The following is a 13,127-nucleotide window of genomic DNA, read 5'->3' on the forward strand; positions in this document are numbered from 1 at the left end:
AGGAGGAAGCGATATGTTATCAAAAAAAGTAGTAGAATTGTTGAACGACCAGGTGAATAAGGAATTTTATTCTGCCTATCTGTATCTGGATATGGCGAATTATTATAAGGATGAGAATCTGGACGGTTTTTATAACTGGTACAAGATTCAAGCACAGGAAGAGCGGGATCACGCTATGCTTTTCATGGAATATCTTCAGCAGAACGGCCAGTCCGTCACATTGGAAGCGATCGGCAAGCCGGATAAGGAATTCAAGGAATTTATCGATCCTTTGAAAGTGGGTGCGGAGCATGAACGGTATGTAACCGGCTTGATTCATAACATCTATGATGCCGCTTATCAGGATAAGGATTTCCGGACCATGCAGTTCCTGGATTGGTTTGTAAAAGAACAGGCTGAGGAAGAAGATACGGCTGACAGCCTGGTTCGTAAGTTTGAACTGTTTGGCAGTGATGCTAAGGGCCTGTATATGCTGGACAGCGAACTGGCGGGCAGGACATATAACGCGCCGTCACTGACGCTGTAAAAGACTGCATAAGTGCTTTGGATTATATAAATTTATTGGATGATACCTGCTCTAAGCAACTTCTTAATCATGAGTTTTTTCATGGTTGGTGAAGGCGCTTAGAGCTTTTTTCTAGAAGGGTGTTCACAATTCTGATTTCCAACTGGGCATTGCAGGGAAAGCCCAAGCGTGATTCATTTGATATAATAATGACACAATCAAACAGGAGGTAAACAATATGCACGCATGGGAAGCAGTTCAAAAATCTGTCGATTACATTGAGGAACATTTACAGGAAAATATACGGGCAGAAGTTTTAGCTGAAATAGCTGGATTGTCACCATTTTATTTTCAAAGATTGTTTAAGCGGCTGGTAAATAAACCGCTGCAAGAGTACGTCAAACTGCGGCGTTTGGCAGAAGCGATCGATACACTAAATACAGGGAACCCGCGGATTTTAGATGTGGCGTTAGACTATGGCTTTGCCAGTCATTCAAATTTTACCAGGGCCTTTAAGGACACCTATGGGATTACACCAGAGGAATATAAAAAACATCGACCGCTTCTCAATACTTTTGTAAAACCGATTCTTTCTTTGGGTTATGAAATGGCGGATGAGGGTGTTCCTCTAATCGTTGAAAATATCATTTTAGAAATACGCAGAGAACACCTTGACACTCCGGAAGTTTATCTGGGTCTTTCAGCAGATGTTTCCATAACGGCACAAACACCAGTTGGAGAAAGGACAGGCATAGATGTACCAGGACAGCTTTGGATTAGTTATCATAAAGAAAAAAAGGCAATTGATCAATATATTCATCCGAACATTGAATTGGGCATGTCATATTCCGCGGATGAGGAAAAAGAAACATTTTCCTATTTTGCAGGGGGACTTGCCAAAAACATTCCGCAAAAGCTGAACGGTGGTTTTGTGCAACAGGAGTTGCCAGAAGGAGACTACATTGTTTGTTCCATAGAGGCTGAAAGCTTTGAAGAACTTGTATCATCAGCGCTGGACCAGGCAGGAAAATATCTTTTTAGCACATGGCTTCCCAGGCATGGTCTAACTACAAAACCATTTTCTGCTGAAAAATATAATATGACCTTACAAGAAACTAATCGCATGGAAATTTGGGTAGCTCCCGTTACTCTATCAAAAGAATAAACGCAAACCTGCTGACTTAATCCGCTGCGAAGGCGGAGCTTTTAGGAAACCTCCACGTTTCAACCATCAATTCGCGAAATTTGTGCGAAAAAGGAGCTGATCCCACACATCACTTATTTTGAAATGTGCGACAGCCCCTTTTTCTCTTTGTATGATTATTCGTAAATATTCTTTAAAACGATGTTTTTGACGCGGGTCATTTCATCGAAGGTGGACATGACGCCTTCCGTACCGATGCCGCTGTGCTTCCAGCCGCCGAAAGGCATTTCAAAGGCTCTGAAGAAGCTGGCTCCGTTGATGACCGCGCCGCCTGCTTCCATGGCTTTTGCAACCTTGAAGGCGCGCTTTTGATCTTTGGAGAAGACGCAGCTGGACAATCCAAAGATGGACGCGTTGGCGATTTCGATGGCTTCCTCATCGGTATCGAAGCCGATGATAGGAACGACCGGGCCGAAAATTTCCATATCCTTGGCAACGTCTGCGGTCTTAGGAACATCGACGATAACGGTTGGTTCGTAGAAGGCGCCGTTTCTTTTTCCTCCCAGGATGACTTTTCCTCCCTGCTGGACGGTCAGTTCAACCTCTTTTTCAACTTTAACAGCTGCTTTTTCGCTGATCAGACAACCAATCTGGGTGTTCTCTTCCTTGGGCATACCTACTTTCATCTGTTTGATTCTGGCAACACATTTTTCTGCGAATTCGTCCTTGAGGGAATTGTGGACCAGAAAACGCTTGCTGGCGCAGCAGACCTGTCCGGTATTGTACATCCGGCCCCAGATCATTTCTTCTACAGCCAAATCCACGTCACCGTCTTCCAATACGATAAAGGCGTCATTGCCCCCCAGTTCAAGGGCTGTATGGGTCAAGTTTTTAGCAGCAATCTGAGCGGTATCGATTCCCACTTCCGTGCTTCCGGTTAAGGTGACCAGATGGACTCTGGGATCAGCTACAGCCGCACTTTTCACAGCGCCGGGAGCAGTGATACACTGGATGACTCCGTTTGGTACGCCGGCCTCAACCAGCATCTCGGTGAGGCGCATCAGGGTCAACGGATTATCGGATGATGGCAGCACGATGGCAGCATTCCCCATCATCAAGGCCGGCGCAACCTTCTGATCATATAAGTCGCACGGGAAGTTGAATGGTATGATGCAGGCCACAATCCCGATGGGTTCTCTGGTTACCAGCTGCAGGTTGGCTGCCTGCCCGGCTTCCGTACCCGGAGGGATAATAGCGCCGTAATAGTGCTTTGCATGCTCGATAAAACCGGAAAAGCCGATCTTGATGTTTCCGATTTCCGCCCTGGCTTCTGTGATTGGTTTACCGTTTTCAGCGGACAACAACTGGGCCAGGCTTTCCTTATTTTCTTCCACGATATCCAGGAACCGATAAAGGACCTCGGCTTTTTCGCAGACGGGAACTTCCGCCCATATTTTCTGGCCGGCTTCCGCTGCGTCGATGGCCTTTTCAATATCTTCAGCAGTTGCTTTGGGCACGGATTCGATCACTTCTCCGGTGGCCGGCGCCAGCACGTCAAAGGTTTCTCCGCTCACACTGTCAACCTTTTTTCCATTAATAATCATTTTCATAGTGATAATCTCCTTTCTTCTGAACAATCCCTTCTTTATGTATGTAATCTATTTTCCAAATGCGGTGAAGGACAGCATCAGGCCGCCGCAGGTGTTGCATCCGTCATCCTCATATCCGTATTCCCCGAAGGTGAACTCCATGATGAATGGAATATCTCCCACCGCTTTTTTCACTTGTGCGGTAACTTCGTCAATCCGGTTGTCAATACCGGCTCTCCTGCCGCCGCAGTGTACCAGGTGCAGTCCGCCGATTTCGCCATTCATTCTTCCTTTCAAATCTTCCAGCGTCTTGCCTACCGAAGAAATCAGGCCGTCGACACTTCCTTCCATGAGAATGACCGCCGTTCCAACAGCCAGGTTGTTGCCCACGTTGATGGAATCATCGGCATTACCGTTCATCGGGTGGCGAATTGCGATCAGATCACCCATGCGGTCTTTCACGCCCAGCGGATTGGTGATACTGTAGGCGAGCAAATTGCCTTCTGTGACCTGTTCCTTTGAGGCTCCGGTCCACTGACGATATTTTTCCAGAGCGGGAATTCCATCGATTTCCTGCAGGGTCCGGTTTTGGGCGACCTTTGTAATAATGCCCATTTTGTCGGTTTCACCATAGGCTCCGGTATATTTGTTGGCAAAAGGTTTATCTGTGTAGAAGAATGCGACGCCAAGTCCATCGGCTGTCACCATCTGATCGGTGTAAAGCAGCCATTCACCGGCTATGGCATTGTCAGCAGCGCTGCCGCCGAAGAAGGGAACCCGGCCGATTACTTCTGTGATTCCTTTCAGATAGAATTCCTCTTCTCCCGGAGGCGCTGTCATATAAAAGTAGTCGGGCGCAGCATCCGTTCCTGCGTTTTTTAGGGCCATTTCGGCGACTTTTTTGCCGGTTTCTCTTGCAGTGCCTTCCTTGGCCATTCCGGCTACGCCGACCTTCAACGCCTCGTCAGACATGGCCATGATGCCTACAAATCCATCTTCACCGGAGATAAATCCGTCCTGGGTGATGACACCTGTAAAGGATGTGTTGCCGATCAATGGCACACCTGGAAGCTCGGCTGCAATGGCGGCCAGCAGTTCCTTCTGATCATACTGCACCCCGCTGTATACGAAAGCCATTTTCATATCAGCTGCATTTTCTTTTACTTGTAAGGCAGCTTCTTTCCCGGCCGCCGCCGCATTGGTGTTTACGCTTGCGCCTGTTTTTACCTTTAACATAATTCGTACCTCCTTATAAGACTTATCTCAATATATTTTTTCTTAACCCCTTTTCAACACCCATAATAAGTCCGAAAATTCAGTTAGTCAACGCCGTGTGTTTTATTATGCAGACAGGTGGTTTCGTAATGCGGAACAAGGAGAAATGCGGAAAATTTATTTGTAAAAGAGGGTTTTTTATTATAAAATATGTTAATATAGTTTTGAATAAAAAAAGTTTTCTTTGGAAACGTTATTCGCGCTTGGCGCTCACTTTCACAAGGTAAACTTTTTTGAAATACAGGAAATGCTGCGCAATCGATAGTTCCTGTATTATAAGAAAAAGGGGAAACAAATGGTGAAGAATAGGAAAAAACCTACGCTCAGGCTAGCTGTTGCCATACTAATGCTGCTGGTATTTTCCGGATTCTATTTTCTGCTGGCGCCTTATGTTCACCAGGACGTAGGGGAGGGTGACACGCAGGTAAACGCGACGGTTCCGGCAACTGAAGCCGCGATTCAGACTCAGCCTCCGGCAGTGGACAAGTCTTCGGAATATCTGATTCTTGTCAATAAGAGCCATGGGCTTGGAAAAGATTATGAACCGGGGGACCTTAAGAAAGTAAAGTACAAGGTTTCATCCCGGGAATCGGAATATCAAAAGCTGCGAAAAACGGTAGCGTCCGCTTTTAATGATTTGGCAAAAGCAGCTGATAAACAGGGGCATACCATCAAGCTTACCAGCGGATTTCGGCCGTACGCTTACCAGAAAGTGCTCTACGAGAAATACGTGGGCAAGGATGGCAAGTACGCAGCCGAGCAATACAGCGCAAAGCCGGGATACAGCGAACATCAAAGCGGCCTTTGTGCAGATGTATCGTCGCCTTCAGTGAATTATAATCTGGTGCAGGCTTACGGCAATACGGATGAAGGAGAATGGCTGACTAAAAATGCCCACAAATACGGATTTATTATCCGCTATTTAAAAGGGAAAGAAGATATTACGGGGTATGAATATGAACCCTGGCACATCCGCTATGTGGGAAAGGATGCTGCGAAAGAAATTTATGAACAAAAAATCACTCTCGAAGAGTATTTGGGAGAAGTATAAAGATGTTTTAAAGGAGGGTAAAATGGCAGTATATTTCAATGAACCATCAAGGACATTCAGCGAGTATTTACTGGTACCGGGCTATTCCTCAAAGGAATGCAGGGTTGATAATGTCAACCTTGCCACCCCGGTCGTTAAATTTAAAAAAGGTGAGGAATCTTCCATTAAGATGAAAATTCCTCTTGTTTCCGCGATCATGCAGGCGGTATCCGACGATAAGCTGGCCGTTGCGCTGGCAAAGGAAGGCGGGATTTCTTTTATCTTTGGATCACAGACCATTGAGAACCAGGCAGCGATGATTCGCCGGGTAAAGAGCCATAAAGCCGGATTTGTGACCAGCGACGCCAACATTCGTCCTGATCAGACTTTGGGAGAACTCCTGGAGCTGAAAGAGCGGACAGGCCATTCCACAACGGCTGTCACTGAGGATGGAACGGCGGAAGGCAAGCTGGTGGGCATCGTTACCAGCAGGGATTACCGGATCAGCAGAATGTCTTTGGAAACCAAGGTTAAAGAATTTATGACACCCTTTGAAAAACTGATTTATGTGAAAGAAGGAGCCACTCTTTCGGAAGCCAATGATGTTCTTTGGGATAACAAATTGAATACGGTTCCGGTGATCGATGATAATCAGAGACTGACTCATTTTGTCTTCAGAAAAGACTATGATACCCACAAGGCGTATCCAAATGAACTGTTGGATGAACATAAGCGCTATATGGTGGGAGCCGGCGTGAATACCAGGGATTATGCGGAACGTATTCCGGCGCTGGTTGAGGCGGGCGCGGATGTGCTGTGCATTGACTCTTCCGAAGGCTTCTCCGAATGGCAGAAGGATACGCTGGATTTTGTCCGCGCTAAATACGGCGATTCGGTAAAAATCGGCGCTGGAAACGTTGTTGACCGGGAAGGTTTTAACTATCTTGCGGAAGCGGGCGCTGATTTTGTTAAGATCGGAATCGGCGGCGGCTCCATCTGCATCACCAGAGAGCAGAAGGGCATCGGCCGTGGCCAGGCCAGTGCAGTGATCGAGGTGGCTCAGGCCAGAAACGAATATTACGAAAAGACAGGCGTTTATATTCCCATTTGCTCCGACGGCGGAATCGTTTATGATTATCACATGACCCTGGCTCTTGCCATGGGGGCTGATTTTATTATGCTGGGCAGGTACTTCTCCAGATTTGATGAATCACCAACCAACAAGCTTAATATCAACGGCAACTATGTGAAGGAATATTGGGGCGAAGGTTCCAACCGCGCCCGTAACTGGCAGCGTTACGATATGGGCGGCGACAGCAAGCTCTCTTTTGAGGAAGGCGTCGATTCCTACGTGCCTTATGCGGGAGCATTGAGTGACAACGTCCGCTATTCCCTGCAGAAAGTGAAATCGACCATGTGCAACTGCGGCGTTTTGACCATACCGGAATTGCAGAAGAAGGCCAAGATGACCATTGTTTCCGCTACCAGCCTTGTGGAGGGCGGAGCACACGACGTTATCTTAAAGGATACTTCAAACAGCAGCAACTTGAGATAAGGAGAGGATTCCATGCAGCATGAAAAAATAATTGTGATGGATTTCGGCGGGCAGTATAATCAGCTGATCGCCCGGCGTGTGCGTGAATGCAACGTGTACTGTGAAATTTATTCTTATAAAAGAGATATTGAAGAAATCAAGGCGATGAACCCCAAAGGGATCATCCTCACCGGGGGACCAAGCAGCGCTTACGAAGCGGATTCGCCCACTTATACAAAGGAGCTTTTTGAGCTGGGAATTCCCGTTTTGGGAATTTGCTACGGCTCACAGCTGATGATGCATCTTTTGGGCGGCCATGTTTGCAAGGCGCCGGTTCGGGAATACGGAAAAATTGAGGTTACGGTGGATCAATCGTCCAAGCTGTTTTCTGATGTGTCTGAAAAGACGGTTTGCTGGATGAGCCACAATGACTACATTGAGTCGGCTGCGCAGGGTTTTGTTGTAACAGCCCATACGCCTGACTGTCCGGTGGCTGCAGCGGAAATGCCGGAAAAGGGTCTTTACGCATTGCAGTTCCATCCGGAAGTGCTTCACACTGCTGAAGGGACAAAGATGCTGTCCAATTTTGTGTATAATGTCTGTGGCTGCAAAGGCGACTGGAGAATGGATTCCTTTGTGGAAACTTCCATCGAAGCCATCCGGGCCAAGGTTGGCTCCGGCCGTGTGCTCTGTGCCCTGTCGGGCGGCGTAGATTCTTCGGTGGCGGCAGTTATGCTGTCAAAAGCCATCGGATCGCAGCTCACCTGTGTATTCGTGGATCACGGCCTTCTCCGTAAAAATGAGGGCGACGAAGTGGAAGAGGTGTTCGGCCCGTCAGGCCCGTATGATCTGAACTTCATCCGGGTCAATGCCCAGCAGCGCTTTTATGAGAAGCTGGCCGGTGTAACGGAGCCGGAGAAGAAACGGAAAATCATCGGAGAAGAGTTTATCCGGGTCTTTGAAGAGGAAGCGAAAAAGATTGGGTCAGTGGACTTCTTGGTTCAGGGGACCATTTATCCCGACGTGGTGGAAAGCGGCGTAGGCGGCGAGTCTGCTGTCATCAAGTCTCATCACAATGTGGGCGGCCTGCCGGACTATGTGGATTTTAAGGAAATCATCGAGCCTCTGCGGGATCTGTTCAAGGATGAGGTCCGCAAGGCTGGACTGGAGCTGGGAATTCCGGAGCATTTGGTGTTCCGTCAGCCGTTCCCGGGGCCGGGTCTTGGGATTCGCATTATCGGCGAGGTTACGGCTGAGAAGGTGAAGATCGTGCAGGATGCGGATGCGATCTACCGTGAGGAGATCGCAGCGGCCGGGATCGCTCGCGATATCGGGCAGTATTTTGCGGCGCTGACCAATATGCGGTCGGTGGGCGTCATGGGCGATGAGCGGACGTATGATTACGCCATTGCGCTGCGGGCTGTGAATACGATCGACTTTATGACGGCGGAGGCGGCCCAGATTCCCTGGGAGGTGCTGGGGAAGGTGACGAGCCGGATTGTCAATGAGGTGGCTCATGTGAATCGGGTGCTTTATGATTGTACGAGTAAGCCGCCTGGGACGATAGAGTTCGAGTGATGAAAATTTGACATGAATTATTTTAAATGACAGGCAGTCTGTAGGATTGCTTGTCATTTTTGAATTATCTACATTAGAAGATCAAAAAATACAAATGGTTGACAATGTACATTAAAACGCTTTTAATTGTATTAAAGGGAGGTGTGGTTATGGCGACAGTACCAACACAAATAAGGATTAATGAGGAGCTGAAAAAGCAAGCGATGGAGTTGTTTGGACAATTGGGATCGGATTTATCGAGTGCTACAAATATGTTTTTAAGGCAATGTGTTTTAAGAGGCGGATTGCCGTTTAAGGTGGAACTTCCAAATTATAAACCAGAAGTAATAGAAGCGATGGAGGAAGCAAAGAAAATCAGCAGAGATCCGGACACTAAAAAGTATACTAGTTTTTCGGAAGCTTTAGAGGACCTTGATTTATGACTTATCAATTAGTATTGACTGGCAGGTTTAAAAAAGGCTCAAGCGTGCGAAGAAGCCGGGGTTGGACATTGTTTTATTGGATCCTGTAGTTGACGTTGACATTAGTTGATACAGGGACTCATTCTGATCTATTCGATTTATAATGCCAGGCCAATATAGATGCATTTATCTTGAGAATCTGCAACAAAAAATCCAAAAGCCCCAATAATGTACACAATAGAAATAAAACTCCAGTTTGAAAAGCACCAAAACTAAACAGATATATTTAGTTCCACCCCTGGACTTGCCGAGAATAGCAAAAACAAAACTCTCATACGTTGAATATACAACAGTTGAGAGTTTTTGTGTGTGCCTGTGATACTGGTTTGATACTAACATAGAGATATGACTGTGTTGTTCTTCAGGGAAAGATTCAGATGCAGTAAATTTTGCCGCATACTCCATCCCATGGGTCATTCCTCATCGTTCAGCCCGTTAAAAATAGTATTATAATCAGTATGAAAAATTTCGACCAATGCGATTAATTCACCGATCCGGATATTGTAAGTGCCGGATTCTATTTGAGAGTAGGAGCTTCGGGATGTAGGCAAGTTGCGAAGTTGTAATTGGGCCACTACCTGCTCTTGTGTCATCTGGGCCTCGTTTCTTAATCTTTTCAGGTTTTCGCCTATGGAAATATCCCTGCTTTGCTTCAGCTTTTGGGGCATATGGAATCACCAAACCTTTCATTGGACATTATGCGCATTATTATTGATTCTAGTACAAATATTTTGTATAATTGCAATAAATATATTGCAAAACGGAAGGGGTGGTGTTTGATGTGAAAAATGGACAATGCGATAAGACTGTACAGACGAAAACAAGTGAAGATGGGGTTATGGTAAAGATTTTCGAACTATTTCACGATGACTGGAAAAACTTTTTTGAAGCGTCGTATGACGGGATCATTATAGCCGATGAAATGGGAAGAATTGTATATATGAACCACGCCGCGGAAATCTTGGAAGAAGTGGATAAGGAATATATTCTCGGACGGTATGCATCTGATTTACTGGAAGAGGGAATCTACGAAACATCCGTTACCGTCAAGGTTTTCAAATCAAAGAAAAAAGAGACCATCATGCAGTTCAAAGGCGGCCGGCAGCTGGTGATAACAGGGGTTCCTGCTTTTAAGAACGGTAAAATAAAGTGGGTATATATTAACGAAAGGGATGTAACAGAGCTGGCCCAAATTAAGCACGACAAAAAAGTTGTGATGAAACAGCTGGAAAAATACAAAAAAGAACTGGAGGCCATTAAAAAGCGAAATGCTGAAGACAATTTGCTTACTAGCAGCAATAGCAAAATGCAGGAAAATATGAACCTTTTGCAAAGGATTGCGCCATCTGAAGTATCGGTTCTGATCATCGGAGAATCGGGTGTGGGTAAAGATGTTTTCGCCAATTGGATTCACAAGCATAGCTTGAGAAAAGAGGAACCTTTTATAAAAATAGACTGCGGCGCTTTGTCAGAATCGCTCTTGGAATCAGAACTATTTGGATACGAAAAAAATTCTTTTACAGGCGCAAGCCAGAAGGGGAAAGTGGGCCTGGCGGAAGCGGCAGATAAAGGAACGCTGTTCTTGGACGAGATCGGTGAGATGCCGCTGAATTTACAGACTAAGCTCTTGAGGCTGGTGCAGGACAGCACCTTTCTGCCAGTAGGAAGTGTAGAAGAAAAAAAGGTAGACATAAGAATTATAGCTGCGACCAACAGAGATTTGGAAGAAATGGTCGAAAAGAAGCTCTTTCGAGAAGATCTTTATTATAGACTTAACGTCGTGCCGGTGAAATTGCCGCCCCTTAGAGAGAGAAAAGAAGATCTTTTTGATTTTATAGACTTGTTTTTAAAACGATATAACGAAAAGCATGGATATCGGAAAACCATTTCACAGGAGGCCGTGAACGGATTATACAGTTATTCCTGGCCGGGGAATGTAAGAGAATTGGCGAATATCATAGAAAGACTGGTGATTGTCACGCCAAAAGCGGAAATTGGTATTGAGGACGTCATGCGGGCCATGCCCAATTTTACCGACGCAGGCATAAATACTATTTTTGAAATCAATGGCAGGTACATTGACGCAATGGATGCCTTTGAGGGCGAGTATTTGAAAAAAATAATGGGAAAATACACAACCATAAAAGAAATGGCCGAACAGATTGGAATTTCAGAGAGTACATTAAAACGCAGACTCCGAAAGCATAGATTGCATTTTACTGCAAAGATCAATCATGACCTCGGAGGCCAAGACTGACACTTGATAAAAACAATTGAAAATTCAAACCGTTCTTTTGACAGGAACAAAATGACAGGTAACAGGAAGGTCAGACGTGACCTTCCTGTTTTGTTTTATGAAAATCCAAATTAGAAGAAAGGTTGGAATTTCAACGGTTCTAGAAGTTGGCACGCTTGTTGCGATTAATAGTGGATAATAAAACAGGAATCGAGAAAGGAGAAATGTTATGGAGAAGAATTTGAACACCAAATCAAAGGCGATATCTGACAAACCAATATCGCTGATCTGCATCATACTGGTAGCGATATTCGTGGCTTTTATGTGCATAAAGCCGGACCAAACTCTAAACGTGGTAAATGCAGTTTTTAACAAAGTTACAGCAGTAATGGGTCCGCCAATTCTATGGTTTGTTTTTATCGGCTTATTCTTTTGCTTGTACCTAGCTTTTAGCAAGCACGGAAAGGTCAAGCTGGGAGAGGGCGATCCGGAGTATTCCACATTCAGCTATATCGGCATGATGCTCTGTGCTTCGCTGGCAGCTACCGCAATTTTTTATTCATTTGTCGAATGGTCCTATTATTATGCTGCGCCGGCGTTTTCCATTGAACCTTATTCACAGGAAGCTGCTGAGATGTCGATGACGTACACCTTCTTTCACTGGGGGTTCAGCTGTCAGGTAATCTTTATCATGACAGCCGTATCAATGGCGTATGCCTTCTATGTGCGCAAAATTCCAGTGTTGCGAGTAGGCGCAGTATGTGAAGAAATGCTGGGCAATTTCAAATATAAGCGGCCTCTGGCAAGAATCATTGACGGGCTTACAATCCTTAGCATTGTCGGCGGATTAGGCGTATCGCTGGGAGTCGGGGTTCCCCTTGTAACCGCGGGTCTTGGCAAAATCTTTGGGATGGAAGCAAACTTTACAACAAACGTAATCGTATTGCTGATTATTGCGGTGATTTTCACCATCACATCCCTTGTGGGCATAAAGAAAGGCATGAAGCGGCTGAGCGACCTGACAATGTATCTTTCCATCATCTTTATTGCATTTATATTCATAGTCGGCCCGACGCAGTTTATCTGGAAAGAATTCACGTACAGCTTGGGGAAAATGTTCCAGAATTACGTTCAGATGAGTACCTATACGGATCCGGTGGCGCAGACAGGATTCCCGGAACTGAATACAATTTTCCTATTCACATTAGCGCTGAACTATGCGGCCATGATGGGGATTTTCATTACTAAAATATCAAAAGGAAGAACATTAAGACAGATGATTATAACCTGCTTGATCGGTATTACCGGCGGCATATGGATTATGTTTTCCATCAACGGCGGATTCGGGCTGAACGCAGAACTGACCGGCGCATACGAGCTTTCTAAGGCTGCCGATGTAAATGCAGGATTATTTGAGCTTCTGGGAACCCTTCCGGGCGGAAGTGTAATCTTGCCGATTGCATTTACGTTAGTAACAATCGGCTTGCTGACGACATCGCTGGATTCAGCGTCCTTTACGCTGGCCGCATCCGCGACTAAGAAGCTTGACGCAGAAGGAAATCCCAATCCAAGATTCCGGGTAATATGGTGCCTCGTATTGACCTTAGTTCCGCTGTCAATCATGTTTGCGGGAGCGCCTTTCACAGCAATCAAGACGGTGTGCATCGTATTATCGGTACCATTCCTGTTTATCATAATCGGTATGCTGATCGGGCTGTTCAGATGGTTTAAAGAAGATAACAATTAAAATTTATTGTATTAACTCGCGAGAGGAG

General features: G+C 45.8%; 11 protein-coding genes. 8 read left to right on the forward strand and 3 right to left on the reverse strand.

The features are described 5' to 3' along the window. The first annotated feature begins 13 nt into the window (after positions 1-13). Together NIA71_RS14920 and NIA71_RS14925 are read left to right on the forward strand one after the other, a co-directional pair. Positions 14-526, forward strand: a complete 513-nt coding sequence (locus NIA71_RS14920; RefSeq protein ID WP_253020822.1) for a ferritin — start codon at positions 14-16, stop codon at positions 524-526. Positions 527-743: 217 nt separating this feature from the next. Next, the gene (locus tag NIA71_RS14925) at positions 744-1,670 is read left to right on the forward strand and encodes an AraC family transcriptional regulator (RefSeq protein WP_148396988.1); all 927 of its coding nucleotides are present in this window, start codon (positions 744-746) and stop codon (positions 1,668-1,670) included. A gap of 155 nt (positions 1,671-1,825) precedes the next feature. Here the strand turns inward: NIA71_RS14925 and NIA71_RS14930 are convergent, their stop codons facing one another. Both NIA71_RS14930 and NIA71_RS14935 read right to left on the reverse strand, forming a co-directional pair. After that, on the reverse strand, positions 1,826-3,259 hold the full coding sequence (locus tag NIA71_RS14930; RefSeq protein ID WP_253020823.1) for an aldehyde dehydrogenase family protein: 1,434 nt from the start codon (positions 3,257-3,259) through the stop codon (positions 1,826-1,828). 48 nt (positions 3,260-3,307) lie between these two features. Beyond that, positions 3,308-4,474 carry an FIST signal transduction protein gene (locus NIA71_RS14935; protein ID WP_253020824.1) on the reverse strand — a complete coding sequence of 389 codons (1,167 nt, stop codon included), beginning with the start codon at positions 4,472-4,474 and terminating at the stop codon, positions 3,308-3,310. Between the two features lie 334 nt (positions 4,475-4,808). Between NIA71_RS14935 and NIA71_RS14940 the strand changes: the two genes are divergently transcribed. From NIA71_RS14940 to NIA71_RS14955, 4 genes are all read left to right on the forward strand, one after another. Then, positions 4,809-5,564 (forward strand): M15 family metallopeptidase, encoded by a 756-nt coding sequence (locus NIA71_RS14940; protein ID WP_253020825.1) that lies wholly within the window; start codon positions 4,809-4,811, stop codon positions 5,562-5,564. Positions 5,565-5,586: 22 nt separating this feature from the next. Further along, positions 5,587-7,098 (forward strand): IMP dehydrogenase, encoded by a 1,512-nt coding sequence (locus NIA71_RS14945; protein ID WP_148396985.1) that lies wholly within the window; start codon positions 5,587-5,589, stop codon positions 7,096-7,098. Between the two features lie 12 nt (positions 7,099-7,110). Next, on the forward strand, positions 7,111-8,655 hold the full coding sequence (gene guaA / locus NIA71_RS14950; RefSeq protein ID WP_253020826.1) for a glutamine-hydrolyzing GMP synthase: 1,545 nt from the start codon (positions 7,111-7,113) through the stop codon (positions 8,653-8,655). Between the two features lie 149 nt (positions 8,656-8,804). Continuing rightward, the gene (locus tag NIA71_RS14955) at positions 8,805-9,077 is read left to right on the forward strand and encodes a type II toxin-antitoxin system RelB/DinJ family antitoxin (RefSeq protein ID WP_253020827.1); all 273 of its coding nucleotides are present in this window, start codon (positions 8,805-8,807) and stop codon (positions 9,075-9,077) included. A gap of 452 nt (positions 9,078-9,529) precedes the next feature. Here NIA71_RS14955 and NIA71_RS14960 read toward each other — a convergent pair whose 3' ends face one another. After that, entirely contained in the window at positions 9,530-9,784 is a 255-nt protein-coding gene (locus NIA71_RS14960; protein WP_148397989.1) for a helix-turn-helix transcriptional regulator, read from the reverse strand. Between the two features lie 113 nt (positions 9,785-9,897). Here NIA71_RS14960 and NIA71_RS14965 point away from each other — a divergent pair, with 113 nt between their 5' ends. Both NIA71_RS14965 and NIA71_RS14970 read left to right on the forward strand, forming a co-directional pair. Continuing rightward, entirely contained in the window at positions 9,898-11,373 is a 1,476-nt protein-coding gene (locus NIA71_RS14965; RefSeq protein ID WP_253020828.1) for a sigma-54 interaction domain-containing protein, read from the forward strand. 208 nt (positions 11,374-11,581) lie between these two features. After that, positions 11,582-13,099 (forward strand): BCCT family transporter, encoded by a 1,518-nt coding sequence (locus tag NIA71_RS14970; protein WP_148397987.1) that lies wholly within the window; start codon positions 11,582-11,584, stop codon positions 13,097-13,099. The last annotated feature ends 28 nt before the right edge of the window (positions 13,100-13,127 follow it).

This window comes from Ihubacter massiliensis (assembly GCF_024125305.1).
GTDB classification, from domain to species: domain Bacteria; phylum Bacillota; class Clostridia; order Peptostreptococcales; family Anaerovoracaceae; genus Hominibacterium; species Hominibacterium faecale.